This window comes from Euzebyella saccharophila (assembly GCF_014855495.1).
Classification (GTDB): Bacteria; Bacteroidota; Bacteroidia; order Flavobacteriales; family Flavobacteriaceae; genus Euzebyella; species Euzebyella saccharophila.
On the sequence record NZ_JACYFJ010000001.1, the window covers coordinates 1408780 to 1432683 of the forward strand.

25 protein-coding genes are annotated in these 23904 nt (G+C 39.5%); 11 read left to right on the top strand and 14 right to left on the bottom strand.

Going from position 1 to position 23904, the window contains the following annotated elements; all coding sequences use genetic code 11:
* Nucleotides 1-67: 67 nt before the first annotated feature.
* Nucleotides 68-862 carry a DUF2797 domain-containing protein gene (locus IL355_RS05850; RefSeq protein WP_192461216.1) on the bottom strand — a complete coding sequence of 265 codons (795 nt, stop codon included), beginning with the start codon at nt 860-862 and terminating at the stop codon, nt 68-70.
* A 67-nt stretch (nt 863-929) separates the two neighbouring features.
* Here IL355_RS05850 and IL355_RS05855 point away from each other — a divergent pair, with 67 nt between their 5' ends.
* Both IL355_RS05855 and IL355_RS05860 read left to right on the top strand, forming a co-directional pair.
* The gene (locus IL355_RS05855) at nt 930-2444 is read left to right on the top strand and encodes a GH3 auxin-responsive promoter family protein (RefSeq protein ID WP_192461217.1); all 1515 of its coding nucleotides are present in this window, start codon (nt 930-932) and stop codon (nt 2442-2444) included.
* Between the two features lie 74 nt (nt 2445-2518).
* On the top strand, nt 2519-3091 hold the full coding sequence (locus IL355_RS05860) for a dienelactone hydrolase family protein (RefSeq protein ID WP_192461218.1): 573 nt from the start codon (nt 2519-2521) through the stop codon (nt 3089-3091).
* Nucleotides 3092-3134: 43 nt separating this feature from the next.
* Here IL355_RS05860 and clpX read toward each other — a convergent pair whose 3' ends face one another.
* From clpX to IL355_RS05890, 6 genes are all read right to left on the bottom strand, one after another.
* The gene (gene clpX / locus IL355_RS05865; RefSeq protein ID WP_192461219.1) at nt 3135-4370 is read right to left on the bottom strand and encodes an ATP-dependent Clp protease ATP-binding subunit ClpX; all 1236 of its coding nucleotides are present in this window, start codon (nt 4368-4370) and stop codon (nt 3135-3137) included.
* A gap of 96 nt (nt 4371-4466) precedes the next feature.
* On the bottom strand, nt 4467-5147 hold the full coding sequence (gene clpP, locus IL355_RS05870) for an ATP-dependent Clp endopeptidase proteolytic subunit ClpP (RefSeq protein ID WP_192461220.1): 681 nt from the start codon (nt 5145-5147) through the stop codon (nt 4467-4469).
* Between the two features lie 101 nt (nt 5148-5248).
* Nucleotides 5249-6571 carry a trigger factor gene (tig, locus tag IL355_RS05875; protein ID WP_192461221.1) on the bottom strand — a complete coding sequence of 441 codons (1323 nt, stop codon included), beginning with the start codon at nt 6569-6571 and terminating at the stop codon, nt 5249-5251.
* Nucleotides 6572-6677: 106 nt separating this feature from the next.
* A complete protein-coding gene (locus IL355_RS05880; RefSeq protein ID WP_192461222.1) occupies nt 6678-7019 on the bottom strand; it encodes a phage holin family protein in 342 nt (113 codons plus the stop codon).
* A gap of 27 nt (nt 7020-7046) precedes the next feature.
* Complete coding sequence (locus IL355_RS05885) at nt 7047-7820, bottom strand: alpha/beta fold hydrolase (protein ID WP_192461223.1); 774 nt, start codon at nt 7818-7820, stop codon at nt 7047-7049.
* Nucleotides 7817-8533 carry a pyridoxine 5'-phosphate synthase gene (locus IL355_RS05890; protein WP_192461224.1) on the bottom strand — a complete coding sequence of 239 codons (717 nt, stop codon included), beginning with the start codon at nt 8531-8533 and terminating at the stop codon, nt 7817-7819. Before IL355_RS05890 ends, IL355_RS05885 begins: the two co-directional genes overlap by 4 nt.
* Before the next feature lie 93 nt (nt 8534-8626).
* Between IL355_RS05890 and IL355_RS05895 the strand changes: the two genes are divergently transcribed.
* The 7 genes from IL355_RS05895 to IL355_RS05925 all read left to right on the top strand — a co-directional run bounded on the left by IL355_RS05895 (nt 8627) and on the right by IL355_RS05925 (nt 16069).
* Entirely contained in the window at nt 8627-9283 is a 657-nt protein-coding gene (locus IL355_RS05895) for a CBS domain-containing protein (protein ID WP_192461225.1), read from the top strand.
* Nucleotides 9284-9384: 101 nt separating this feature from the next.
* Nucleotides 9385-10269, top strand: a complete 885-nt coding sequence (locus IL355_RS05900) for an NAD kinase (protein ID WP_187458613.1) — start codon at nt 9385-9387, stop codon at nt 10267-10269.
* A 153-nt stretch (nt 10270-10422) separates the two neighbouring features.
* Nucleotides 10423-11121: a type IX secretion system protein PorG gene (porG, locus tag IL355_RS05905; RefSeq protein WP_187458614.1), complete on the top strand. Its 699-nt coding sequence runs from the start codon at nt 10423-10425 to the stop codon at nt 11119-11121.
* Between the two features lie 52 nt (nt 11122-11173).
* A complete protein-coding gene (locus tag IL355_RS05910) occupies nt 11174-11917 on the top strand; it encodes an isoprenyl transferase (protein WP_187458615.1) in 744 nt (247 codons plus the stop codon).
* A gap of 4 nt (nt 11918-11921) precedes the next feature.
* Nucleotides 11922-14534, top strand: a complete 2613-nt coding sequence (gene bamA / locus IL355_RS05915) for an outer membrane protein assembly factor BamA (protein WP_192461226.1) — start codon at nt 11922-11924, stop codon at nt 14532-14534.
* 88 nt (nt 14535-14622) lie between these two features.
* Complete coding sequence (locus IL355_RS05920; RefSeq protein ID WP_192461227.1) at nt 14623-15456, top strand: OmpH family outer membrane protein; 834 nt, start codon at nt 14623-14625, stop codon at nt 15454-15456.
* Between the two features lie 103 nt (nt 15457-15559).
* Nucleotides 15560-16069, top strand: coding sequence for an OmpH family outer membrane protein (locus IL355_RS05925; RefSeq protein ID WP_192461228.1), 510 nt, complete (start codon nt 15560-15562; stop codon nt 16067-16069).
* Nucleotides 16070-16132: 63 nt separating this feature from the next.
* Here IL355_RS05925 and IL355_RS05930 read toward each other — a convergent pair whose 3' ends face one another.
* The 3 genes from IL355_RS05930 to gcvP are packed head-to-tail and all read right to left on the bottom strand — an operon-like array spanning nt 16133 to nt 20438.
* On the bottom strand, nt 16133-16984 hold the full coding sequence (locus tag IL355_RS05930) for a glycosyltransferase family 2 protein (RefSeq protein WP_192461229.1): 852 nt from the start codon (nt 16982-16984) through the stop codon (nt 16133-16135).
* Between the two features lie 37 nt (nt 16985-17021).
* Nucleotides 17022-17546, bottom strand: a complete 525-nt coding sequence (locus IL355_RS05935; RefSeq protein WP_192461230.1) for a methyltransferase — start codon at nt 17544-17546, stop codon at nt 17022-17024.
* 33 nt (nt 17547-17579) lie between these two features.
* Nucleotides 17580-20438 carry an aminomethyl-transferring glycine dehydrogenase gene (gcvP, locus tag IL355_RS05940; RefSeq protein ID WP_192461231.1) on the bottom strand — a complete coding sequence of 953 codons (2859 nt, stop codon included), beginning with the start codon at nt 20436-20438 and terminating at the stop codon, nt 17580-17582.
* A gap of 128 nt (nt 20439-20566) precedes the next feature.
* Between gcvP and IL355_RS05945 the strand changes: the two genes are divergently transcribed.
* Nucleotides 20567-21406: a UbiA prenyltransferase family protein gene (locus IL355_RS05945; protein ID WP_192461232.1), complete on the top strand. Its 840-nt coding sequence runs from the start codon at nt 20567-20569 to the stop codon at nt 21404-21406.
* Here IL355_RS05945 and IL355_RS05950 read toward each other — a convergent pair.
* Together IL355_RS05950 and IL355_RS05955 are read right to left on the bottom strand one after the other, a co-directional pair.
* Nucleotides 21388-21618 (bottom strand): hypothetical protein, encoded by a 231-nt coding sequence (locus tag IL355_RS05950; RefSeq protein WP_187458623.1) that lies wholly within the window; start codon nt 21616-21618, stop codon nt 21388-21390. The genes IL355_RS05945 and IL355_RS05950 overlap by 19 nt on opposite strands.
* Before the next feature lie 59 nt (nt 21619-21677).
* Nucleotides 21678-22232, bottom strand: coding sequence for a sigma-70 family RNA polymerase sigma factor (locus IL355_RS05955; RefSeq protein WP_187458661.1), 555 nt, complete (start codon nt 22230-22232; stop codon nt 21678-21680).
* Nucleotides 22233-22354: 122 nt separating this feature from the next.
* Here IL355_RS05955 and IL355_RS05960 point away from each other — a divergent pair, with 122 nt between their 5' ends.
* Nucleotides 22355-22714 (top strand): rhodanese-like domain-containing protein, encoded by a 360-nt coding sequence (locus IL355_RS05960; RefSeq protein ID WP_187458624.1) that lies wholly within the window; start codon nt 22355-22357, stop codon nt 22712-22714.
* On the opposite strand, the gene IL355_RS05965 is transcribed toward IL355_RS05960, so the two are convergent.
* Complete coding sequence (locus tag IL355_RS05965; RefSeq protein WP_187458625.1) at nt 22711-23232, bottom strand: 5' nucleotidase, NT5C type; 522 nt, start codon at nt 23230-23232, stop codon at nt 22711-22713. The genes IL355_RS05960 and IL355_RS05965 overlap by 4 nt on opposite strands.
* 255 nt (nt 23233-23487) lie before the next feature.
* Nucleotides 23488-23904 (bottom strand): response regulator, encoded by a 417-nt coding sequence (locus tag IL355_RS05970; protein WP_192461233.1) that lies wholly within the window; start codon nt 23902-23904, stop codon nt 23488-23490.

Consider the following 23904-nt stretch of genomic DNA (forward strand, 5'->3'; position numbering starts at 1 on the left):
GTCTTGTTGATAAGTAGTTTGACCTAAAAGCAGTTGTTTTTTGTGCGAATGCCGCTATTCTATTTATCTATTTAATAGTCAAGGCAACGTAATATCCTTCGTTGCTACGAACATTAAATACGGTGTTGTCTTCAAAAATGAGATACTGCCCTTTGATACCTTTAAGTTTGGAGGTGAAGGATGGGGTTTTGTCAAGATTGAGGCTTTTTACTTTGCTAGGGTAGGCCAGTACGGGAAATTCGAGGTTGGTTTCAGAATTCGATTCAATAAAATACGCTGCGGCCTCTTCAGGTATGTACTTTTTTAGATTGTTTCGCCAAGTGACCAAATCCTCATCATCCGCATTGTTCGTAAGCATCTTTCGCCAGTTGGTCTTATCACCAATATGATCTTTTAGGGCAACTTCAGTAATGCCCGCTAAATATCGATTGGGTACTTCTACAATTTCAATGGCCTCGTGTGCCCCTTGATCGATCCATCTGGTGGGGATCTGACTTTTTCTGGTGACACCCACTTTTATGTTACTCGAATTGGCCAAGTATACAATGTGCGGCTGTAATTGTACTTTCTTCTCGTAGGCTAGGTCGCGGTCTTCCTTATCCAGATGTGCGGTACTCAATTCTGGTCTCATGATCCAATCCCCGGTGGCAGGTATTTCAAAAAAACAGGATTTACAGAAACCTTGTCTAAAAATGGGTTTGTCCAAACCGCAATTGAGGCATTGATGCTTTAAAAAATCTATTTGTAATTGTTTGTCAAGTACTTGGTTGACGTTAAGGAAATCGTTCTCAAAAAGCATGTAATATTGAATGGGGCTCCCAATTTCCGTTTGCATTTTTCGTAACACTCCCTCGTACTGCATAAAAGATTTTTCTATTTGAAAATGATAAGTAATAAAGCTATTTTTAGCGATACAAAGATACCTAAAAATGCCTATTCCGCTTTTCAATTCCATTGCTTCTTGGTTGCTCAAGAAACGTTATCACCAAATAGAGCTTTTCTTAAAATATCCGGCCGAAGTGCAGGAAGAAGTGCTTTTTCAATTGTTGGAGGTTGCCGAGGATACTGAAATCGGTAAAAAATATGGTTACGCATCAATTGAAAAATATGAGGCATTCCGGGAACGTGTTCCTATTGTTACTTATGAAGAGATAGAACCTCTCATAGAACGAACCCGTAGAGGAGAGCAAAATCTTTTTTGGCCAACCTCTATTAAGTGGTTTGCGAAAAGTAGCGGTACAACCAATGCCAAAAGTAAATTTATTCCGGTAAGTACGGAGGCTTTGGAAGACTGTCATTACAAATCCGGGAAAGACCTTTTGTGTCTGTATTTGAACAATAACGAAAATTCTCAATTGTTCACAGGAAAGAGTTTGAGACTGGGGGGTAGCAAGGAGATTTATCAAGATAACGGTTCCTTTTTTGGTGATCTGAGTGCCATACTTATTGATAATATGCCCCTGTGGGCAGAATTTAGTAGTACGCCCAGTAATAGAGTTTCCCTTATGAGTGAATGGGAAAGTAAGTTGAAGGCGATAATTGAAGAGACTACACAAGAAAACGTGACCAGTTTGGCAGGAGTACCTTCTTGGATGTTGGTTTTGCTCAATCAAATAATTGAAGATACAGGAAAGGACCACTTATTTCAGGTCTGGGAGAATTTAGAGGTTTATTTTCACGGGGGCGTCAGTTTTAATCCTTATAAGGATCAATACAAAAAAATCTTGCCCAGAAAGAGCTTTAAGTATTATGAAATATATAATGCATCTGAAGGTTTTTTTGCCATCCAAGATAGAAATGGAGCGGATGATCTTTTGTTAATGTTGGATTATGGTATTTTCTATGAATTTATACCAATGGATGTGTATGGTACAGAGCAACAAGAGGCCATTCCTCTTTGGGAAGTAAAAACTAATATAAACTACGCCATTATTATTACAACCAATGCCGGTCTTTGGCGGTATAAAATTGGAGATACGGTTCGTTTTACTTCCATCAATCCGTATCGCATTAAAATTACTGGTCGCACAAAACATCATATCAATGTTTTTGGGGAAGAACTTATAATAGAAAATGCAGAGGAAGCCCTAAAAACTATTTGTATAAAAACAGGGTCTGAAATCAAAGATTATACGGCTGGGCCCATTTTTATGGAAGGGAAGGAAAAGGGAGCCCATGAATGGATCATAGAATTTAGAACTCCACCAGAAGACCTTAATTATTTTACAGAGTTTTTGGACAATGCCTTAAAATCATTAAACTCTGATTACGAGGCAAAAAGGTATAATAACATAACTTTGAGAAGTCCAAAAGTTCATATGGCCAGGGAGAATCTTTTTTATGATTGGTTAAAGGCGAACGATAAGTTGGGAGGCCAACATAAAATACCTAGGCTTAGTAATAGCAGGGACTATATCGAGGAATTGCTGCATATGAACAAATAAAAAAGGAAATTCGTCGTTTAATATTCATATTGAGACTGAAACTTAACCGACCTATCGAATTTTAACTTTTAATTATGGCTGAAAGACTCGTAATCATTTCTGATATGTGGGGTTCTAAAAAGGGGCTCTGGATTACATCTTATCTGGGTTATTTACAACAATACTTTAATATTACATTTTATGATAGTCAGCAACTTGCCAATCTTAAGGTTGCAGTAAATTCAGAAGAAAATATACATAATGCTTTTGTAAATGGAGGTATAGATACTGCCGTTGCACACTTACTAAAAAAAGAGAAAGAGCCTGCGCATTATCTTTGCTTTAGTATGGGCGGGGCCATAGCTTGGAAAGCAGGTTTGTTAGGATTGCCAATGAAATCCTTTTATGGCGTTTCTGCGACTAGGGTTCGGTCAGAAAAGGCAAAACCTCAGTGCGAAATCAATCTTATGTTTGGAGATAATGACATGTACAGACCCAAATCATCTTGGTATGATCAAGTTGGCGTTGAGTCGGAATTAGTGCCCGGTTTTGGTCATAACATGTATACTGATGATAAAATTATTCAAAAGGTCAGTTTAGACCTCCTAAATTTGGTTACCCATAAAGCCAAAACTGGAAAGGACAATAAAAAAGAAAAAGCGGTTTAAAAACCACTTTTTTTGTATCCTGAATTTATTGTTTTAACGCGCTTTAAGAAACCGCTTTAAGCTTCTTAATGGTTTCATAGGATAGTTTATCTTCTGCATAGGCTTTTGTAACCTTGAACTCTGATTCTTCATTGCTTGGCATTTCAAACATGGCGTCCGTAAATATAGCTTCACATAAAGAACGAAGTCCCCTAGCTCCTAATTTGTATTCAATAGCCTTTTCTACAATATAATCCAATGCCTGGGGCGTAATAGTAAACTCAATATCATCCATGGCAAACAATTTTTCATATTGCTTGATGATGGCATTTTTGGGTTCCGTTAATATAGCCCTAAGAGTTTTTTGATCTAATGGATTCATATGCGTGAGCACCGGCAGCCTACCAATAATTTCAGGTATAAGACCAAATTCCTTCAAATCTTTAGGAATGATGTATTGTAAAATATTATCCTGGTCCATATGGTCATCGGTCTTAGCGGCGCTATATCCTATGGCCTGCATGTTAAGTCTTTTTGAAATGGTACGCTCAATACCATCAAAGGCCCCGCCTGCAATAAATAGTATATTTTCCGTATTGACCTCTATGAACTTTTGGTCCGGATGTTTTCTTCCTCCTTTTGGAGGGACATTTACCGTGGTGCCTTCCAACAGTTTTAGCAAACCTTGTTGGACCCCTTCTCCAGATACGTCTCTAGTGATGGATGGGTTATCGCTTTTACGGGCAATTTTGTCTATCTCATCTATAAAAACAATGCCGCGTTCCGCTTTTTCCAAATTGTAGTCTGCCGCCTGAAGTAAGCGAGTCAGTATACTTTCTACATCTTCTCCTACGTAACCTGCCTCTGTTAATACAGTGGCATCAACAATGGCCAGAGGTACATTCAACATTTTGGCAATAGTCTTTGCCATAAGTGTTTTTCCTGTACCGGTTTGACCTACCATGATGATATTGCTCTTTTGTATTTCAATATCATCTTCCTTGGACTTTGGCTGTAAAAGTCTTTTGTAGTGATTGTACACCGCTACTGACATTACTTTTTTGGTTCGTTCTTGGCCAATGATAAAAGTGTCCAAGAAATCCTTGATATCCAATGGTTTCTTTAACGTAAGTTCAGAAGATAAATCGTTCGTTTTTGTTTGTTTGGACTCTTCTGCAACAATGCCATGCGCTTGTTCTATACAGCGATCGCAAATATGTGCATCCAAACCGGCAATCAAAAGATTGGTTTCCGGTTTTTTGCGTCCACAAAATGAACATTCTAGGTTTTCTTTTGCCATACGAGTGTGCTTTCTGTGTTGGAAGAAACGAAAAGATTTCCATTTTGGTTTGCCAAAATGGATAAAAAACTATCGTTACTCGTTGTTATGTCGAAATTATTCTTTTTCCCTTACCAAGATTTCATCGATCATGCCATATTTCTTGGCTTCCGGCGCTTTCATCCAGTAATCTCTGTCACTGTCTTCATTCACCTTTTCCAAAGTTTGGCCAGAATGCTTGGAAATAATCTCGTAAAGTTCTCCCTTAAGTTTTAATATTTCTCGTGCGGTTATCTCAATATCGCTGGCTTGTCCTTGCGCACCGCCCATTGGTTGGTGGATCATAACCCTGGAGTGGGGCAATCCACTTCTTTTGCCTTTTTCTCCGGCACATAGAAGAACGGCTCCCATAGAAGCGGCCATACCCGTACAAATGGTAGCAACGTCCGGTGATATAAATTGCATGGTGTCATAAATACCTAGACCGGCATATACACTTCCGCCTGGGGAATTGATATAGATTTGAATGTCCTTTGCAGAATCTGTACTTGCCAAGAAAAGCAATTGAGCCTGTACAATGTTGGCAACCTGATCATTTATTCCGGTACCCAAAAAGATGATGCGGTCCATCATAAGACGTGAAAATACGTCCATGGCTACAGCGTTCATTTGTCTTTCTTCTATAATATTGGGTGTTAAGGAAACCGGGTACATGCTACTTAATATAGAGTCATAATAAGTGCTGCTTATCCCTTGATCCTTTATAGCATATTTCTTGAATTCTTTTGCGTAATCCATGTCTTTCTATTCGGTGTTAGTTTACCTAAAGGTAAAAGATAAAAAAAAGTGCCGAAAAGTAATTTTCGGCACTGTAAAGATACTTATTATTTTTTGGAAAATTAACCGTAGACTTCTTTCACAAAGTCATCATAGGTAATCTCTTTTTCCTTTAGATTTACTTTCTCTTTATAAAGATCCAGAAGTTTTTGGCTCATCAATTGCTCAGAGAGTCGCTTCACCTCATCCTGGTTGCTTAAAACCCTGTTAGCAATATTTTCCAACTCCTCTTCTTGTGGATTCAATTGACCAAATTGAGCCATCTGTGATTTGATGAAACCTTTGGCGAACTCTTTTAGCTCTTCAAGTTGAATCTGTAAATCGTTCTCCTTAATTATCTTGCCTTCAATTAATTGATACCGAAGCCCCTTTTCAGACTTTTCGTATTCTTCATTGGCCTGCTCTTCGGAGAGTTGTTCTTCACCGGTCATTTGAATCCATTTGGTCAAGAAACCTGCTGGTAATTCAAATTTGGTGTTTTCAATGAAATGTTCGGTAATGTCGTTTAAAAGCTTTTGGTCAGACTGTTGCTCAAATTGTTTTTCGCTGTCTTCCTTGATTTTTTCCTTTAACTCTTTTTCCGTTGTTACTTCATCTTTACCAAATAACTTGTCAAAAAGTTCTTGGTCTAGCGCCGCCAATTCACGCTCATTAATTTCCTCAACGGTGAATTCTGCTTCAATATCAAGTCCTTCGGCTTTATCTTGAGATACGCCAAAAGCACTGGAAGTAAGATAATCTTCCTTAAAAAGACCTTTTGACTTTAATTTAACCGTATCTCCAACTTTACTGCCTATTAAAGCATCCAAAGCTTTTTTGCTCTTTATTTTGTCAAGTTCTAGGGTAGTTTTCTTGTCTATTTCCTCTTCCTCGTTCTTAAAGGTTCCGGTTACTTCAAAATCTTTGGCTACTTCTTCTTTGCTAACAAGTTTGCCGTATTGTTTTTGAATACGCTCTACTTGCTCGTCTACCATTTTTTTGTCCGCAACAATTTTATACTGCGTAATTGGGTTTTTGGTTTCAAGCTCTACTTGAAAATCAGGAGCCAGGCCAATTTCGAACTCAAAATCAAACTCATCCTTGTCCCAGTCAAAATTATCCTGTTGTTTCGGAAGTGGATTTCCAAGAACATCTAATTTTTCTTCCGTTAGGTATTTGTTCAAGTTATCTTGAAGTAATTTGTTTACCTCGTCTACCAAAACGGCCTTCCCGTATTGCTTTTTGATTAGGCCCATAGGAACATGGCCCTTTCTAAACCCAGGGATGTTTGCGGACTTTCTATAGTCCTTTAAAATACCATCTACTCTATCTTGATAATCCTCCTTGGTGATGGCGACTTTAACAACGGCATTTAGCTCGTCTATCTGTTCTTTACTGATGTTCATCTAGATCTTCTTTATTAGTTCCCTAAAAACGGGATGCAAAAATACTATAATTAATGTACCCCACCAAAGATTTTAAGTGGTTGGATCTCAAACCTTATCTATCGGGTCAGTCTTCTTTTAATAAGGAGAATAGTATAGATTGTAGGAAGGAGAGCAATAAACTAAAAAGCACTGCCCACCAAATACCGTCCACGCTAAACCCATCAATAAGATTATCTGCCAAAAGAATGATTATGGCATTTATAATCAAAAGGAACAAGCCAAGGGTCAATATGGTAACCGGTAAGGTGAAAATTACTAAAATAGGCTTTACGATGAGGTTTAAGAGACTAAGGACAATAGCTACGATGACCGCGGTAAGGTAACTGTCTACAAATACGTTGGGCAAAATTTTGGATAGGATTACCACCGCTAGGGCACTTAATAATATTCGTAAAATAAGTTTCATAATTTAATAGTTTAGTGAAGGATGTTTCTAGGATTTTAGAAATGACATGGATTTATTGAAAAATTGCTTGGGATTCTGGGCATGCAACCAGTGGCCCGCTTTATCAATTACTTCAATGGAAGCGTTTGGAAAATGTCTTTTTATGTTTTCGGTATCAGCTTTTTGGATATATTCAGATTGATCTCCCCGCAAGAACAGCGTAGGTCCAATAAAACTCTCATTAGATCCAATGTTTTCTCCAACTTCGGCCATTTTCTGACTCAGGACTTCCAAGTTGAACCTAAAGCCCAACTTTCCCTTTTCTCTCCAATAAAGGCTTTTTAGTAAAAACTGTCGTGTACCAAAATCTCTAATATACTTGCCAAGGGCATCATCTGCATCGCCGCGGGAATTAAGGGATGGTAAGTCTAGTTTTAACAAGGAATCTATAATTGGTTGGTGATGGGGAGGGTAGAATTTTGGTGCAATATCCGCTACAATTAATTTGGCCACCCTTTCCGGATAGGTACAAGCAAATTGCATGGCTGTTTTGCCCCCCATGGAATGACCTAAAATAATGGCTTCATGCAATTGGTGTTCGTCCATATAGTATTTTAAGTCCTCGGTCAATAGGTCATAATTAAAATCTGTGCTCCAAAAGCTTTTCCCGTGGTTCCGCTGGTCTATAAGGTGAACTTCATACCCTTCTTCGGCATATTGGGAACCTAAAGTTTTCCAGTTGTCCAGCATACCTAGAAAACCATGTAAAATTAAAAAAGGGGTTCCTTTCCCTTCTATTTTGGAATTTAATAGGGTGCTCATGTCAATCGGTTCAGGTACATGTTAACTACGTTTTCAAGGCCAAGGTAAAGGGCTTCGCAAATTAGTGCGTGTCCAATGGAGACTTCCAATAAGTTGGGGATGTTTTTTTGAAAATAGGCTACATTTTCCAAATTCAGGTCGTGCCCTGCATTGAGTCCCAAGCCTGCTGTTGTTGCGGCCTTGGCAGTTTCTATAAAAGGGGCTATTCCCGTTTGCTTCTCATTTTGGTCAAAAGATTTGGCGTAGCTTTCTGTATACAGCTCAATTCGGTCCGTACCGGTATCTGCCGCGGCCTTTGCCATTTCGGGATTAGGGTCCACAAAAATGGAGGTGCGAATTCCTTCCTTTTTAAATAGGTCGATGGTTTTTACCAAAAAAGAGCCGTATTTAATGGTGTCCCATCCCGCATTGGAGGTAATGGCGTCCTCGGCATCGGGAACCAGGGTGACCTGGTCCGGTTTTACCTCCAAAACCAAATCTATAAATTTTGGTACAGGATTTCCTTCTATGTTTAATTCCGTGGTAACAATCTTTTTTAAATCGCGCGCGTCTTGGTATGTAATATGGCGTTCATCCGGTCTTGGGTGGATGGTGATGCCCTGGCCTCCAAATCGCTCTATATCCGTTGCCGCCTTTAATAAATCTGGCATATTGCCGCCCCTAGCATTACGTATGGTGGCTATTTTATTGATGTTGACACTAAGTTTCGTCATTTACCGATGGTTTTTACCGTTGGGCACAAAAATACGAATAAGGCATACCTTTTGAGACTATAAATTAGTATTTTGCGTTTAAGAGATAACACTATGCAGATCCAATCCCACATATTAACGAACATTCCCACTTTTGAAGTGGAAGAATCCTTGTCTACCGTAATAGATTTTTTTCAGGAGAACACGCACTCCCATATTGCCGTAACCGAAAATGATATTTTTTTGGGGTTACTCTCTGAAGAAGACCTAGAGAATTTTGACCGGAAAGATCAAGTGGATCAATACCGCTATGAATTGGAAGCTTTTTTTGTTACCAAAGAAACGGGTTGGTTAGATGTTCTGGAGGCCTTTGCCAGGAACGAGGCCAATTTAGTGCCCGTGGTGGATGATAAAGGGAGAATTGAGGGTTATTATGATTTGACAGATATTGTTAGCGTATTTATTGACACCCCATTTTTTACGGAGCCCGGTGGTATTATTGTAGTGGCTAAGGGTATTAGGGACTATTCTTTTAGTGAGATTGCCCAAATTGTGGAGAGTAACAATACAAAGTTGATCGGTGGTTTTATTACCGATTCCAGAAATGATGTGATTCAAGTGACACTAAAGGTTTCTTCTACGGATTTAAATGATATTCTACAGACCTTTAGAAGGTATAACTACACCGTAATATTTGGGAATGCAGATGATCAGTTCCTAGAGGATTTAAAGGAGCGTTCAGATTACTTGGATAAATATTTGAACGTCTAGATTTTTTTGGAATAAGTCGCCATTTGTGCCTTTTTCCAATTTCCCATTCTTTATTTTTGTCTTTTAGAGATTAGAAGGTTCTAACAAGATAAAAATTCCCTATGAAAGTTGCCATTTATAGTCAGATGTTTCAAGAAGACACGATAGAATATGTGTCCAAACTTCTGTTGGAACTTGATAATTATGGCGCTCAAGTGGCTGTGGAGGCAGATTTTGCCGGTTTTTTGAATAAGCATGAATTGCTTGATAATGCCACAACCTTCAACCAATCCCGGGGATTGGACACCAGTTTTGATTTTTTTATAAGTTTGGGAGGAGACGGTACCATGCTTAGGGCAACCACCTTTGTAAAGGATTTGAATATTCCTATTGTTGGTGTGAATATGGGAAGGCTGGGCTTTCTTTCTACCTTCAACAAAGAAGAGGTACAGAATGTAGTCCAAGAGTTCGTGAAAGGTAATTACACTATTGTAGAACGTGGATTGGTAGAAGTTTCCTCAGAATCTGAAATAGAAGAACTGGGCAATCTCAATTTTGCCCTTAACGAAATAACTATCAGTAGAAAGGATACCACCTCCATGATCACTGTGGAGACCTATCTCAATAACGAATACTTAACGGCGTATTGGGCAGATGGACTCATTATTTCAACCCCAACCGGCTCCACCGGATATTCTTTAAGTTGTGGTGGTCCTGTAATAGAACCCACGGCCAAATCATTGGTGTTAACGCCTATTGCTCCACATAATCTCAATGCTCGCCCATTAGTGGTTTCGGACGATACCGAAATTAGATTGCGCGTTTCGGGTAGGGAAGAAAACCACCTCATATCACTTGATTCAAGGATAGCATCAGTAGAGAACGGTACGGAAATTACCATAAAGAAAGCGGGTTTTACCATAAAAATGATTGAGTTTGCTTCAGAAAGTTTTCTTAAGACACTTCGCAATAAATTGCTCTGGGGAGAAGATCGTCGCAATTATTAAATCGGAACAATAAATAGGCACAAACGCTGTTTATCATGTGAGAGCATTAATGAATAGATGCAAAACCCGTTTATTGGTGCATGATTACGGTTCAACTGTTGCTATTGAGCAATAGTTGATGGCAATTGCTATATTAGCAAACTATTTCAACATATGAAGCGGTTCTTATTTGTTTTACTTCTTTTGGGATTTGGAGTTTTAAATGCCCAAACCTATGAGGTGGGTTTATTTGCTGGGGGAGCCAATAATATTGGTGATGTGGGTAGAACAACCTATATAGCACCTTCGGATATTGCCATTGGTGGTTTGTTCAAATGGAACAAGGCCAAGCGTTATGCATGGAGGGCCAGCGTTATTTACGGAAAGTTCACCGCAGATGATACCAAATCCAATAATCCTTCTAGACAGCAAAGAGGTTATGTGATGGATAATTCCATTTTGGAGGCCTCTGCAGGGTTGGAGTTTAATTTTGTTGAATACAACCTTCATAAACTGGGCCCTGCGTTTACTCCTTATTTATATACCGGTCTAACCTATTTTAGATATGATTATGATTATTTTGATGGGGGAGATTTTTTGAGTGTTTCACAAAAAGATGGTTCCTTTGCAATTCCAATGACTGTTGGTGCAAAGCTTAGATTGAGCCAATTCTTTATTTTGGGTGCCGAGATTGGTGCCCGTTATACATTTACGGATAATCTAGACGCCAGCAATCCTTCCAAACTGAACGTGAGCCAACAATTGGGCGACCTTGATTTTGGGAACATTTTTAGTGATGATTGGTATGTTTTTTCAGGATTAACGTTAACTTACACTTTTGGTAGAAAACCTTGTATGGACTGTTTTGAGTAGACCCCGTGTCCACTGCAGGTTGTTTTTCTCATGATTGTTTTACGGAAATAGTATGGATGTTCTCGACGAGATAGAAAAAAAGAATTTGCCGGAACACTTGGCCATCATTATGGATGGTAATGGCCGTTGGGCCAAACAAAAAGGTAAAAGAAGGGTGTTTGGGCATGAAAATGGTGTGCATACCGTTCGTAGGACAGTGGAGAATTGTGCCAAGATCGGTGTAAGATATTTAACGCTCTATACCTTCTCTACAGAAAATTGGAACAGGCCCAAGATTGAGGTGGATACCCTCATGCGCCTGTTAGTTTCTTCGCTAAAAAAAGAGCTTAAAACTTTCATGGAAAATGACATTAGGCTCAATACAATTGGAGACATACAATCCTTACCTAAAAAAGCCCACAGGGAATTGACGGAGGTGATGGAAAAAACAAAGGGCAACTCTAAAATGACCCTTACTTTGGCCCTTAGTTATGGAGCCCGTCAAGAGATACAGAACGCTGTAAAACAGATAAGCGCCAAAGTTAAAAATAATATAATTTCAATTGAAAATATTGATGAAGCCATTATTAATACTCATCTTTACACGCATGATTTGCCAGATGTAGACCTGTTGGTGCGTACCAGTGGGGAGCATCGTATCAGCAATTTTTTGCTTTGGCAGATTGCATATGCGGAATTATATTTTGTTGACGTATATTGGCCCGATTTTAGCAGCGAGCATTTGGCAGAAGCCATTAAAAGTTATCAGAACAGAGAACGAAGATTTGGAAAGACCAGCGAACAACTTATCAAATAATGGTATGAAAAGGTTCATAGCCATTGAACCAGTAATAACAATCCTCCTACTTTTTTTAACCTCCTTAGTCAGCGCTCAAGAGCTCTCTTTTGACGAAGGTAAAAAATACATTTTAGGCGGTTTGGAAGTAACCGGACTGCAAAGCTACAATGAGCAGACCGTAAAGACCTATACCGGTCTAAGGGTAGGCCAACCTATTACGGTACCTGGGGATGAGCTAAGTGAAGTTATTAAAAAACTTTGGGGGCTGGAACTTTTTAAGGATATCCAATTTGATTTGGTGGATATCCAGGATGATAAGGTTTTTCTAGAGTTGCACATAACGGAAAGACCAACCTTGTCAGATGTTAAGGTAAACGGTATCAAGTCCAGAAAAGTGGATGATATCATTAAAGATACCGACTTAAAAAAGGGTAAGAAAATCACCGAAAGTTTAATTGCCAACACCAAAAATTACTTGGAAAACAAGTATAAGAAGCAGGGCTATTTAAACGCAAAGACCAATATTGTTGTAATCAATGATACTGCGCAGACCAATGCCCAAAAAATGGTGATCAATGTGGATAAGGGCGATAAGGTTAAAATCAAGAAAATGATTTTTGAGGGCAATGATAAATTGTCCGATAGAAAACTTAGAAACGCCTTTAAGAAAACCAAGGAAAAGCGGTTTTGGCGTTTTTGGAAGAAATCTAAATTCATAGAAGAAGATTACGAGAATGACCTAGACCTTTTAGTGGATAAATATGCGGAGAATGGATACAGGGATGCCCGTATTATTTCAGATTCCATAATTAAGGTGAATGAGAACAATATCAACATCAAGTTTAAAATTGAGGAAGGTAACAAGTATTACTTTGGAGATATTGATTTTGTAGGTAATACGGTGTATAGTGACCGGCAATTGGCATCTGTCCTTGGAGTAAAAAAAGGAGATGTTTATAACGGTGTTTTATTGAGAAAGCGTATTGCGGACGATTCCAAACCGGATGCGGAAGATTTGACCAACTTGTACCAGAACAATGGCTATCTTTTCTCTTCTATTAACCCAGTAGAGCTTTCCGCACAAAATGACACTATCAACTTTGAAATACGAATTATTGAAGGAAAAGAAACCTTCTTGAACCATGTAGAAGTGGTGGGTAATGACCGTACCAATGACCACGTAATTTACAGGGAGCTTCGCACTAGGCCTGGTAATAAATACGCTAAAAGTGATATCATCAGGACCATTCAGGAATTACAACAATTAGGGTACTTTGATGCGGAGCAAATAAAGCCGGACATTCTAAATGCGGATCCTAATGAAGGAACGGTAGATGTAAAATGGAACCTTGTAGAATCAGGTTCTAGCCAAATAGAGCTACAAGGTGGTTATGGTGGTGGTGGATTTATAGGAACCTTAGGACTTTCTTTCAACAATTTTAGTATCAAAAATATTCTTAACGGAGAAGCCTATAAGCCGGTTCCAATGGGAGATGGGCAAACTTTTGCCATGAGGGTGCAGGCTAGTAGAACTTTTAGGGTGTATAGTCTAAATTTTCAAGAACCTTGGTTGGGTGGTAAAAAGCCTGTACGTTTTAGTCTCAACCTTTCCAGAACGCAGCAATTTGGTGTTGACTACGGTAACTCTACCAGTAGAAGAATTGAGGTTGATAAAAGTAGAGGTTTTGCAATTACAGGTATCACCGCAGGATTGGCAAAAAGGGTACAATGGCCAGATGATTACTTTACCATTTCCCATGCCTTGAGTTACCAGCTCTATGAATTCAATAATTACAATATTGGTCTTTTTAATTTTGGTAATGGTAAGGCAAACTCTGTAGCTTACACCTTGGGAATCTCCCGAAACGCTACCGCTGGTGGACGAATATTTCCAAGAGGAGGTTCTAATTTTGAAATAACTGCCAAGTTTACACCTCCGTATTCTCTCTTTAGTAACAAGGATTTTGAATCCTTAAGAGATCGTAGTATTGAATTACAAGAGTTGAATAATGAGGGTAATGCTACAACACAGGATTTACAGGAACTTGAGGATATTGATCAAGAACGATTTAAATGGTTGGAATACTATAAGGTAAAGTTTAAAGGAGATTGGTATACAACCCTGGTAGGTGATTTAGTTCTCCGTACCAATGCTGAATTTGGTTTCTTGGGCAATTATAACAATGACGTGGGAGACACCCCTTTTGAGCGCTTTTTTGTAGGCGGGGATGGTTTAGGTAATTTTACATTGGATGGAAGGGATATTGTTCAGTTAAGAGGTTATGAAAACCAGTCCATTACTCCCTATGATCCATTGGCACGTAACAATAACAGTGGTGGTCTTGTCTACAATAAGTTCTCTTTGGAAATGCGTTATCCATTGACGTTGAAACCTTCAGCATCCATTTATGGGTTAGCTTTTTTAGAAGGAGGTAACGCTTTCAACAATTTTCAGGAATTTAATCCGTTTCAAATAAAACGATCGGCCGGAGTGGGGCTACGCATATTTATGCCGGCGTTTGGTTTGTTGGGAATAGATTTTGGTTATGGGTTTGACGAAGACCTTTTACCTTCTTCCATTGGCAACGGACCTAGCGGGTGGCAAACACACTTCATCATCGGCCAACAGTTTTAAACAGGGTCGTGTCATAGCTAAAGTATTCATTTTAAAACTTTTAGTAATTTTGGCACGATATTTTCTATTGGATAAAACGATTAAAGTGATGAAAACTAAATCAAACGTTCTTTTAGTATGGGCCGTTCTCTTTTGCACTGCCTTTACCTTTGCCCAAAGAGGGGTGCGAATTGCTTACGTTGACATGGAGTATATCTTGGAAAACGTAGAAGAGTACCGTGAGGCCACGGAGCAATTGGCCAATAAGGTAGAGAAGTGGAAGGTAGATGTTGAGCAAAAGCAGAGCCAAGTGGAGCAAATGAAAAAGGATTTGATGGCCGAAAGGGTTCTTTTGACCGATGAGCTTATTGCGGAGCGGGAAGAAGAAATATTGATCCTTGAAAAGGAGATGGTAGAGTACCAACAAGATCGTTTTGGCCCCCAGGGAGATTTGGTACTTCAGAAAAGACAGTTGATCCAGCCAATACAGGATCAGGTTTTTAATGAGGTGCAGAAGATCGGAGCCAATAAAAAGTATGATTTTATTTTTGATAAATCTGCGGATGTTGTAATGTTGTACTCCGAAAATCGGCACGATATCAGCGACTTAGTTTTACGCGGTATTGCTAGGACCAGAAGGGTTAGTAAACCAAAGGAGAAAGAAGTTCGTAGCAGATTGGAAGATTTTGAGGATGAGCCGCAAGAAGAGGAAATAAGCGAGGCCTTAAAAGAAAGGCAGGAGAGAGCGGAGCAAGCTCAGCAGGCGCGAGAAAAGACAGCAGAAGAACGCAGGGAAGAGCAGTTGAAATTACGAGAGGAACGTAAAAAGGCCTACGAAGCCCGTAGAAAGAAATTGCTAGAGGAGCGTGAGGCCAAAAGGAAGGCTAAGTTGGAAGAGCGCGAAAACAACGAAGGGGAATCAAACAGTGATAGCGAAGAATAGTAAACAGTTTCGTTATAAAATGTTAAGAAAGACCACTAATAGTAAGAATTGAAATAAAATAACCATAAATTAACACTCAAATATTTTAACAAGAATCAGTATCATGAAAAACGTAAAGAAAATAGCCACAGCCATTGTATTGTTTGTAGCATTTACCGGGTTCGTTAACGCGCAAAGCAAGGTAGCCCACATTGATGTGACACAATTGTTGAGCGCAATGCCGGAGATGAAAGCTGCTGAGGCTGAATTAAAGAAACTTTCTGAGACTTATAATGCGGATATAGAAAGTTCTATGACTGAGCTTAGAAATAAGTACACGCAGTATGAAAATGAGGCTGCTTCCAAATCTCAGGAAGAAAATGAAAAAAGAGCCATTGAGTTACAGGGAGTTCAAAAAAACATTGGTGAGGCGCAACAAGCCGCACAACGTGAACTTCAAAAGAAACAACAGGAGCTTTTTGCCCCTATTTCAGATAAGGCCAAGGCAGCCATTGAGAAAGTTGCGGCCGATCAAGGTTTTGATTATGTGATCGATGCCCAGCCAGGTGGTGGACTAATCGTATCTAAAGGAAAAGACCTTTTGGCAGATGTAAAGAAGCAATTGGGTATTTAAAATATCCTTTCAAAATAGAAAAACCCGCTTTATGCGGGTTTTTTTGTGTCTTGTTTTTAGTAATTAAAGCAGTTTCTTTTTAATGTTGGCCCACCTCAACTTTCTAATAAACACACCTTCTTCCTTGGAAACCAGAAATTCTTTCTTTTCTTTTTTAGCTTCTAAATAGCCTTTCATGTTGTCCATTAGAGCTATTGGTTTTTTTTGTTTTAAAGCCATTTTTAAGGAAGCTATTAGGGTAATTGCCCATCCATAACGCATGGTGTACATGGCCTTTCCCTGTAGAAGCTTCGCTTTGGCATTATAGGCTTTACCTGTAGGCCTTAGGTGTTTCACTTTCAAATAGTCATCCGTATAGACCTCATAGTCATTATAAGCAGCCAAGAGCTCATCTACGGTATCCCAGCCCATTGCGGAACGCAAACCTCCAATGGCCTTAAAGCACCCTTTGGAATACGCTTTAAATGCCCCTCTAACATGATTTTTGTTCATGGGATGGTTCAATACCCAATTGCCCTGTTGATTTTGCTCATAAACAAAGCCACCTGCAATACCAACATTGGGATGTCCCTTGAAGATGTACGCTATTTTTTCGAAGTAATTATCAGGTAATATCAGGTCCGCATCCAATTTTACCAAAAAATCGTAGTGGTCATCCAGTTGGGCCAAACCTTTTTTGAAGGCGTTTATCACTTTGCTTCCAGGCATATGTTCTGCAGAGGAAGCGGTATTCAATTTTGTAAATATGGGGCTCAGCCCAATAAATTGGTCTATGATGTCTTCCGTTCCGTCAGTTGAATTGTCATTTACCAAAACCACCTTGGCAGGTTGAAGTGACTGTCTTAAAATAGAGGTGAGTGTATCCTTTAAGAAGTCTTCTTCGTTATGTGCCGGAATGACAATATAATATCTCATGGATATATTTTGTTGCTTTTATAAACCGAGCGATGGTCTATTTTTTTCTTTCGGCATACACAATGTAATACCTTGGGGTGAAACTACGCAAAAGCGGTCTAAGGCCTATTTTTTTTACGGGATTGGTCCATTTTTCACTGTCCTTGATTTCCCATCCTGCTTTTTCCAACAACCAATCAAACTGCCAGTCTTCAAATTCATGGTAATGACGGTCCCATGGGTCTGTTTTTGATCGGTAGGCAGGTGAGAACCATAATTTTAGCGGTATACTGGCCACTAATTTGTTGGCTTTTATCTCTTTTAAGACATTGAAAGGAGCCAATAAATGTTCAAAAATTTCAAAGGCCGTCACCACTTGGGCATTACTATTTTTAACAACTTTGAAATCAAGGTCTAAATCTTCACCTGAAGTGTTTTCTACTTGATACCCTTCTTGTGCCATGATTTCCGAAAACGGATTGCTCACTCCTAAATCCAATATGGTTTCAGTGGTATCCACATGCTTTTTCAAAAAAGTGAGCGTATGTTTAAAGCGTTTATTGGGATATGTGTTTTCGTACATGGATACTTTGGTAAAAATTAGCCTAGACTTATTTTACGATTCCATTTCTTCCGCGTAGGCCTCCATAGGTGCGCAAGTACACATAAGATTTCTATCTCCATAGGCGTCGTCAACTCGTCTTACCGAAGGCCAAAATTTATTTTCCATTACATACGGTAATGGGAAGGCTGCCGTATTTCTGCTATAGGGAAATTGCCAATCATCACAAGTTGCCATTTCCAGCGTATGTGGCGCGTTCTTTAAGACGTTATTGGGTTCATTGGCATCTGCAGCGTCAATTTCTTTTCGTATGGAAATCATGGCATCACAGAACCTATCAAGTTCCGCCAGACTCTCACTTTCGGTAGGTTCGATCATTAGTGTGCCCGCTACGGGAAAGGATAGGGTTGGGGCGTGAAAGCCGTAGTCCATAAGCCTTTTGGCTATATCCGTAACTTCAATGCCGTTCTCTTTAAATGGCCTACAATCTATTATCATCTCATGGGCGGCACGTCCCCTTTCGCCAGTGTAAAGAACATCAAACTTTCCACTAAGTCTGTTTTTGATGTAATTGGCATTGAGTATGGCCATTTCGGTAGATTTTTTCAATCCGGATTCCCCTAACATTTTAATATATCCGTAGGAAATCAAACACACCAAAGAACTGCCCCATGGCGCTGCTGAAATTGCCTTGATACCTTTTTCACCACCTGTTTTAATTATAGGGTTGCCCGGTAAAAAGGGAACCAATTGTTCTGCTACGCAAATAGGGCCCACTCCGGGTCCACCACCACCATGGGGTATGGCAAACGTTTTATGAAGGTTGAGGTGACACACATCTGCACCAATCGTTGCGGGATTGGTAAGTCCAACCTGCGCATTCATGTTGGCTCCATCCATATACACTTGCCCTCCATGGTCATGGATCAATTGGGTTATATGCTTTATGGACGACTCAAAAACTCCATGGGTGGAAGGATAGGTTACCATCAACGCCGCTAAGTTTTGAGCATGTTTTTCTACTTTTTCTTCCAGGTCCGCCACATCAATATTGCCCTTTTCATCCGTTTTGGTCACTACCACTTTCATACCTGCCATTACTGCGGAAGCCGGATTGGTCCCGTGTGCAGAAGAAGGAATCAGGCAAATATTTCTATGGTCCTCCCCATTACTTTCGTGATAGGCCCTTATGGCCATAAGCCCCGCGTACTCCCCTTGTGCACCTGAATTTGGCTGAAGTGACGTAGCCGCAAACCCTGTTATTTTGGTTAAGTCCTTTTCTAGTTCCTTTAAAACTATTTGGTAACCCTTTGCTTGTTCTATGGGGACAAACGGGTGAATATTGGCCCATCTTGGCATACTCAGGGGAAGCATTTCAGAAGCGGCATTCAATTTCATAGTGCAACTTCCCAAAGAAATCATGGAATGGTTGAGGGACAGATCCTTGCGTTCCAATTTTTTGATGTAACGCATTAATTCCGTCTCCGAGTGATAGGAATTAAAAACCGTATTGGTCAAAAAGCTGGACGTTCTTTGTAGGTTGGTTGGAATGGCGGTTTCCTCCAACAAATGTTCAACAGCGCTTTTTTCTTTGGACAGTGCTTCACCAAATACTTCCAAAATCTGATTTATATCATTAATGGAAGTGGCTTCGTTGACCGATATGGACACGGTACCTTCATCAATATACCAAAAATTCACCCCATTTTTTTCCGCTATTGGGCGCAAATTGGCGGTATCCGTTTTAATACAAATAGTGTCAAAATAAGCAGTATTCATTTGGTACAAGCCAAGTTTTTCCAATTCGTTGGCGAGGGTAACACCGGTTCTATGAACCTTGGTTGCAATATATTTTAGACCATCGGGTCCATGATACACTGCGTACATTCCCGCCATAACGGCTAGTAGCACTTGTGCGGTACAAATGTTGGAAGTTGCCTTGTCCCTTTTTATATGTTGCTCACGTGTTTGTAAGGCCATCCTAAGGGCCGGTTTTCCATCAATATCCTTGGTTACGCCAATGATTCTACCGGGAATGTTTCTTTTGTACGCTTCTTTTGTGGCAAAGAATGCGGCGTGTGGCCCACCATATCCCAATGGAATTCCAAATCTTTGTGTAGTTCCCACAACAACATCCACGCCTATTTCACCGGGAGGTGTTAAAAGAACCAAACTTAAGATATCTGCAGCAACCGCTACTTTAATTTCGTTTTCCTTGGCTTTGGAAACAAAGCCTGTAAGGTCTGTAACTTGACCATATTTGCCCGGGTATTGCAAAATTGCTCCATAGAATTCAGGGCTGTAATCAAAATCCTCGTGGTTGCCTACCACTAATTCAATACCCAGTGGAGTGGCTCTTGTTTCAAGCAGGTCAAGGGTTTGGGGTAAAATCTCGTGGGATACAAAGAATTTTACCGTATTATTTTTCTTTTGTTCCCTGCTTCTTACCTCAAAAAGCATGGTCATGGCTTCGGCTGCAGCGGTACTTTCATCAAGAAGGGAAGCATTGGCCAACTCCATTCCAGTAAGGTCGCTGATTACTGTTTGAAAATTTAAAAGGGCTTCCAATCTTCCTTGGGCAATCTCCGCTTGGTAAGGCGTATAGGCCGTATACCAACCCGGGTTTTCAAGTATATTTCTTTTAATGACCGAAGGAGTTAAGCTTTCATGGTAGCCCAATCCTATATAAGTTCTAAAAAGTTGATTTTTTTCGGACAGTTCTTGTATATGGGCCAGGAATTTATGTTCGCTCATGGCTTTATCCAATCCTAAAGGTTGTTTTAGGCGAATGTCATCAGGGATGGTTTCGTAAATCAATTGGTCTACATTTTCTGTCCCAATGGTTTTAAGCATGTGCTCAAGGTCCTTTTCCTTGATTCCTATGTGCCGTGACGCAAATACATCTGTCTTCATATAGTTTCGATAAAAAAGATGTGCAAAATTAGCGATAAATTGCAGAAAAATGTGCCATTTGCCGATTCTCTAGAAGAAAGTTTTTAACTGAAAACAAGGGTTATAAACACTTTGGTTACATTTGCTTAATGAGGTGGTTGCAAAGGATTTTTCACTTTTACTTGGACGCCAGCATACATGTCTCCTTTGCGGTGTTTGCCTTTGTACATATAACAGTTTTGAGACTGCAAATTCCCCTTAACGAACATTTGGCCTGGTTTATGTTTTTTGGAACCATATGCTGCTACAATTTTATGAAGTATGGTGTAGAGGCCAAAAAGTATATTGTGGTAGCCAATAGGTACCATAAGAATATTCAGTTTGTTAGTTTTTTGGCCTTTGCATTTGCTGTGTATCACTTTTATTATCTGCCTCAAAGCGTTTGGTGGGCCACTGCTATTCTTCTACTACTTACTTTTTTGTATGCCTTGCCCATTTTGCCCCATTCCAAACAACTACGAAGTTGGGGCGGCATGAAGATTTTTATTGTGGCCTTGGTATGGGCCGGAACAACGGTCTATCTTCCCGCACTGGTTGATGGACTTGTAAACTGGTGGGATGTGCATATTGAAGCCATCCGGCGTTTTTTGTTGGTTTTCATCCTTATAATTCCTTTTGAAATCAGGGATTTAGCGTATGACTCTCCAGAATTGAGAACCTTGCCTCAGAGATTTGGAGTGGCCAGAACCAAAGTGTTGGGAGCCTTGGCAAATATCCCTTTGTTTTTTTTGGTTCTCTTAAAGGATTCAATAACGCTCAAAGAAGTAATAGTTTCGGGAATTCTATTTTTATTTCTGGGATCGCTAATGTTTATAACCAAAAGACATCAAAACAAGTATTTTTCATCCTTTTGGGTAGAATCCGTACCAATAGGTCTGTGGCTTCTTTATCTTTTATTGGAGGTTTTATTCTATTCTGCTCCCGCTTGAAGTTTTTCTTTCATTTTTCTTTTATCCCCTTCTGACAGACTATTTAGACCGGCTTTATCGCAAAGGTAGGTGAGCTCTTTGTTCTTTTTACTGAATTTAGAACAGGTCTTACAGACAACCAAATGAAATCGCAATTGCAACTTTTCAATGAAAGTAGCCTCATTATACTGGCTCTTATTACAAATTAGGGCGGCTTTTTTGCAGGAAATCATTGCGCTACTATTCTATTTTATCTATTGAACGGGGCCCTTTTTAAGGATGTTCCGTTTACTTAATACCATGTTTCATTAAGGCAGCCCATTAAAGCGGTTCTAGCTCTATGAATCATAACCCAAAGGTTAGACGGATTAATATCCAATTCTTTACAAATATCTTCCGTGCTAATGCCTTGTATGGTTTTCATGGAGAAAACTTGGGCTTGCTTTTGCGGTAATTTTCCAATACACGATTGTATGGCCAGCCCCAGTTCCTCATTTTCAAGATTGCTGTGCTCATAATTGCTGAAAGGGTCTGCAATTTGCTCTTCAAGCCAATCTCCTTCCGCGTCTGTTTGGGCGCTATAATTTATTTTTACCTCTGCCTTTCCTTTTTTGGAATTGGTCTTACGGTAATGATCTATGACCTTTCTTTTTAAAATAGCAATGAGCCAGGTTCTTTCGGCCGCATCGCCTTTATAATTTTTTGCAGACTTTAAACCGGCCAAAAAAGTTTCCTGTACCAAATCCTTTGCTATTTCCGCATCATTAATACGGGCAATGGCATAGTTGAAAAGGTAGTCTGCATATGCATCTACCCAAGTGTTGGGCTGTAATTGGTTTTTTGCCATACTTGTTCGGTCACTGGTAAAATTACGGGAATTTGATGTAACTACCCTCATTTTAGATTCCTTTTGCTTTTCGTATTTGATTGCCGCCATATTTTTTATTTTTGATTAAACCTTCAATAGAAATGAAAAAAGTACTAACGCTTCTTTTTCTGGCCACCCTTTTTTGGGGCTGTGCTCAAAGTAAATCAAAACCTATCACAGAACTTTCACAGAAAGATATAGAATCGTCTATATTGTTGGATGTAAGAACCCCTCAGGAATTTGGGGAAGGACATTTGGAAGGTGCCGTAAACATGGATTGGTTTGATGAAAGCTTTCAAAAACAGGCGGAAACGTTGGATAAATCAAAACCTATATTGATTTATTGTAAGATGGGCGGACGCAGCGCCAAAGCCACCCAAAAATTGCAATCCATGGGGTTTGATAATGTAGTCAATCTTTCCGGGGGGTATGATGCCTACGTATCGCAAAAGAATAATTAAAGCAATTTGGTAGCAACTTCTTCCCAATTGTCCACTCTTTCAAAACCGTTGATATGTACGTTGTGAGGAGAGGTGAAAAGAAGACTCCTGCCGTCAAAATTTTCAAGGTTATAGCTTCGGTCGTCTATGAGCACATCTCCTTTTAAAATGTGCTTGTTTCCTAGTAAAATACGGTTCTGCCATGGAATAAAGGGGAAATGTTCATCTAACCAGTCTGATTTTTCCTCTAATGAATTTGGAAATTGCATAGCGGCAGAGGCAATGTACACATCATGCATTGAACTTAATTCCTTTAAGACCACCTTGCTGTTTTCTATGGGTTTCAAGTCCCTAAAAAAGCCTCTATTCCTTGCATGGTTTCGTACACTCAATTGTCTGTCTTCCGGAACGGTATGCCAAACTTCCTTACCCAAACAGTGTTCAAGGGTGAGACATTCTTCAAATTCCTGGTTGTAAATTTCTATATGGGCACCATAGGTATCTGCCATAACCTCGTCCATGTCAACAAAAATTGTCATTCTAATTTTTTTTCAAATTTCAGAAAATAGGGGTAAAGAGAAAATAGGGAGGATGTTTCTTGCCAATATCTTAACAATTACAGCCTCTAGTAAGTTGTGAAAATAAAAAAGAGGGTATCCCCACACCCTCTTTTTCTTAAAAAATGTTATTGTTAACTAACCTTTTTTAACCTACTTATGAGTTGTAAAAGTATAGCAGGGCCAGTTGAAGTGTGTCCGTTATCCTAACTTAAATTGACTCAAAAAGAAATTGGGCTATATTTTGCCGTTTTCCTTCAATCTCTCAATGATAGTCCTTAGTTGGGTTTCCCTAATGGGTTTAACAATGTAGTCTGAAATTTCGCTGATTTTTCTAGACCGCTCTACGTCCTTCGGATCCATAGAAGAAGAAACCATATAGATGGTAATCCGTTTGCCCACTTTGGGCTTTATTTTCACATATTCTTCCATAAATTCAAAACCGTCCATGATAGGCATATTGATATCTAGGAAGATAACATCGGGGAGCTCCTCGGTATTATTAATATTATCTAGAAAAAAATCCATGGCTTCTGCACCATCTAGAAAAACTTGAATTCTATTAACTGAGTTAATTGAGTCTAACGCGGCAGACATGGTGTATTGGTAGATGTCGTCATCATCTATAATACAAACATTTACATTTTCATTCAT

Bases quoted from the DNA above. Each gene is read 5' to 3' on its own strand.
- IL355_RS05850 (WP_192461216.1), bottom strand. From the start codon at position 862: ATGCAGTACGAGGGAGTGTTACGAAAAATGCAAACGGAAATTGGGAGC.
- IL355_RS05855 (WP_192461217.1), top strand. From the start codon at position 930: ATGCCTATTCCGCTTTTCAATTCCATTGCTTCTTGGTTGCTCAAGAAA.
- IL355_RS05860 (WP_192461218.1), top strand. From the start codon at position 2,519: ATGGCTGAAAGACTCGTAATCATTTCTGATATGTGGGGTTCTAAAAAG.
- clpX (WP_192461219.1), bottom strand. From the start codon at position 4,370: ATGGCAAAAGAAAACCTAGAATGTTCATTTTGTGGACGCAAAAAACCG.
- clpP (WP_192461220.1), bottom strand. From the start codon at position 5,147: ATGGATTACGCAAAAGAATTCAAGAAATATGCTATAAAGGATCAAGGG.
- tig (WP_192461221.1), bottom strand. From the start codon at position 6,571: ATGAACATCAGTAAAGAACAGATAGACGAGCTAAATGCCGTTGTTAAA.
- IL355_RS05880 (WP_192461222.1), bottom strand. From the start codon at position 7,019: ATGAAACTTATTTTACGAATATTATTAAGTGCCCTAGCGGTGGTAATC.
- IL355_RS05885 (WP_192461223.1), bottom strand. From the start codon at position 7,820: ATGAGCACCCTATTAAATTCCAAAATAGAAGGGAAAGGAACCCCTTTT.
- IL355_RS05890 (WP_192461224.1), bottom strand. From the start codon at position 8,533: ATGACGAAACTTAGTGTCAACATCAATAAAATAGCCACCATACGTAAT.
- IL355_RS05895 (WP_192461225.1), top strand. From the start codon at position 8,627: ATGCAGATCCAATCCCACATATTAACGAACATTCCCACTTTTGAAGTG.
- IL355_RS05900 (WP_187458613.1), top strand. From the start codon at position 9,385: ATGAAAGTTGCCATTTATAGTCAGATGTTTCAAGAAGACACGATAGAA.
- porG (WP_187458614.1), top strand. From the start codon at position 10,423: ATGAAGCGGTTCTTATTTGTTTTACTTCTTTTGGGATTTGGAGTTTTA.
- IL355_RS05910 (WP_187458615.1), top strand. From the start codon at position 11,174: ATGGATGTTCTCGACGAGATAGAAAAAAAGAATTTGCCGGAACACTTG.
- bamA (WP_192461226.1), top strand. From the start codon at position 11,922: ATGAAAAGGTTCATAGCCATTGAACCAGTAATAACAATCCTCCTACTT.
- IL355_RS05920 (WP_192461227.1), top strand. From the start codon at position 14,623: ATGAAAACTAAATCAAACGTTCTTTTAGTATGGGCCGTTCTCTTTTGC.
- IL355_RS05925 (WP_192461228.1), top strand. From the start codon at position 15,560: ATGAAAAACGTAAAGAAAATAGCCACAGCCATTGTATTGTTTGTAGCA.
- IL355_RS05930 (WP_192461229.1), bottom strand. From the start codon at position 16,984: ATGAGATATTATATTGTCATTCCGGCACATAACGAAGAAGACTTCTTA.
- IL355_RS05935 (WP_192461230.1), bottom strand. From the start codon at position 17,546: ATGTACGAAAACACATATCCCAATAAACGCTTTAAACATACGCTCACT.
- gcvP (WP_192461231.1), bottom strand. From the start codon at position 20,438: ATGAAGACAGATGTATTTGCGTCACGGCACATAGGAATCAAGGAAAAG.
- IL355_RS05945 (WP_192461232.1), top strand. From the start codon at position 20,567: ATGAGGTGGTTGCAAAGGATTTTTCACTTTTACTTGGACGCCAGCATA.
- IL355_RS05950 (WP_187458623.1), bottom strand. From the start codon at position 21,618: ATGATTTCCTGCAAAAAAGCCGCCCTAATTTGTAATAAGAGCCAGTAT.
- IL355_RS05955 (WP_187458661.1), bottom strand. From the start codon at position 22,232: ATGGCAAAAAACCAATTACAGCCCAACACTTGGGTAGATGCATATGCA.
- IL355_RS05960 (WP_187458624.1), top strand. From the start codon at position 22,355: ATGAAAAAAGTACTAACGCTTCTTTTTCTGGCCACCCTTTTTTGGGGC.
- IL355_RS05965 (WP_187458625.1), bottom strand. From the start codon at position 23,232: ATGACAATTTTTGTTGACATGGACGAGGTTATGGCAGATACCTATGGT.
- IL355_RS05970 (WP_192461233.1), bottom strand. From the start codon at position 23,904: ATGAATGAAAATGTAAATGTTTGTATTATAGATGATGACGACATCTAC.